This is a genomic window from Acidiplasma aeolicum, assembly GCF_001402945.1.
Taxonomy (GTDB): Archaea; Thermoplasmatota; Thermoplasmata; order Thermoplasmatales; family Thermoplasmataceae; genus Acidiplasma; species Acidiplasma aeolicum.
This window is the reverse complement of the sequence record NZ_LKBG01000115.1, coordinates 1-1,744: the sequence shown is the minus strand read 5'-3', so window position 1 is coordinate 1,744 and position 1,744 is coordinate 1. Positions and strand designations below refer to the sequence as shown.

2 protein-coding genes and 1 pseudogene are annotated in these 1,744 nt (G+C 30.6%); 2 read left to right on the top strand and 1 reads right to left on the bottom strand.

The genetic code is table 11. The annotated features are described in order from the left end of the window. A pseudogene (locus AOG54_RS09870) lies at nt 1-333 on the top strand (SIS domain-containing protein); the annotation flags it as partial. On the opposite strand, the gene AOG54_RS03380 reads toward AOG54_RS09870, so the two are convergent. After that, nucleotides 330-524, bottom strand: a complete 195-nt coding sequence (locus AOG54_RS03380; RefSeq protein ID WP_054964218.1) for a hypothetical protein — start codon at nt 522-524, stop codon at nt 330-332. The pseudogene AOG54_RS09870 and the gene AOG54_RS03380 overlap by 4 nt on opposite strands. A gap of 122 nt (nt 525-646) precedes the next feature. Here AOG54_RS03380 and AOG54_RS03375 point away from each other — a divergent pair, with 122 nt between their 5' ends. Then, complete coding sequence (locus tag AOG54_RS03375; protein WP_055032414.1) at nt 647-1,594, top strand: nucleotidyltransferase family protein; 948 nt, start codon at nt 647-649, stop codon at nt 1,592-1,594. Nucleotides 1,595-1,744: the final 150 nt, after the last annotated feature.

The window sequence follows — 1,744 nt, the reverse complement described above, 5'->3', positions numbered from 1 at the left end:
GAATTCAACCATGGATGCACATCAATTATAGATGATAAATCGTTGCTAATCCTCATTGGCGATGGCTATAACAATGAAAGAATGAACCAGATAGTAAGAGCATGCAGGGTAACCGGGACAAAAACACTGACATTAAATGGCAGTGGTGATTTTAACATAAACATAGATGGATTTAATGATATTTACCTTAATCCTGTATTAAACATTGTGCCCCTTTATTATCTTGCATATTTCATGGCAGTTCAGAGGCATATTAACCCGGACCTGTTAAGATTCGATGAAAAAAAATATCTGGAATTTGATAATATAATATTTCCGCCAGGGGCGCATTAACAGAATGGAAATAAATCCCGGAAATATTTCATTAAATTTTCAGGTATGGTTTCATATAAATCCAGAATAATTTTTTTATCACTGTTTTCTATTCCGCGTCTTATCCTTTCAACGATTAGGTTTATATTTTCTTCAGTTTTGGCCTCCTGAAGCATTTTTATATCGTATAATAATTCATTTTTACCGTACATATTTTATGTTATAATTTTATGTATTTAAAATAAACTTTATCGGGCAAATAAATTAGCATGAATCATTAAATATTAAAATAATAGTACGGAAAAAACAATATATAGTTTATCCATCCCCAATAATGATAGGAGCAATACTTGCAGGAGGATACGGAAAACGGCTTAAGCCCCTGACTGATAGAATTCCGAAGGCGCTTATTGAACTTAAGGATAATTATACCATAATGGACAGGCAGCTCTTTGATTTTAAAAATGCTGGAATTAATGATGTTTATGTTCTTTCAGGATATCTCGGTGATAAAATAGAGGATAGATATAGGGATTTTAAGGATGTTAATATTCATTATTTAAGGGAGGAAAAGCCCATGGGAACATTATATTCAATACAAAATTTACTAGAAAATGTAAATGAGGATATAATACTCAGAAATGGTGATACAGTATCTGATATAGACCTTAATAATTTTATAGATTATTCAAGGAATAAAAATTATGGCATGATTATGTACATAACGAAAATGAAAAGCCCCTACGGCATAGTTGAATTTGCCGGAGACAGGGCATTTAATTTTAAGGAAAAACCCGAGCTGAATTATTATATAAATGCTGGCATATACTATATTAAAAAGAATGTTTTTGAATTATTTAAAAGGGATTATATTGAAAAGGATATTGAAAAGTCAGTATTTCCTGCACTTGTTGCCTCTGATAACCTTGGTGTGTATAAGGATGATTCCCTCTGGATGGGGATAGACAGTGAAAAGGATCTTGAGGCCATCAGAAAGGAATATATGAACAGGCACGATGAAAGTTTTGGATACATTAAAAAAATTTTCAACTCGGACAGTGTATCCATTTTAGAGTATTTTATCAGAAAGGGGAGCAAAATACAAATTCATGATGGTGGTATAATAAAAATAATTTCCGGTAACGGTTATATTTTAAACGATGAGAAAAGAAAATATGATGAAAACTTTTCAGATGCAATATATAAAGATTTCTATATATTACCATATGAGAATACAAAAATTCAAATAATAAATTTTTTGAAACCAGAAAATAATAAATAGGATTAAAAAAATTTAAATTTTTTTGCAAATGTTTATTTAGTAAATAATAATGGATATTATCATGACCGTAAATAGAAATGAATTATTAAAGGCGCTGGACAACATATATGGTAAAAAGGGCATGTCCAGCAGGGATGTGGAGGATCTATG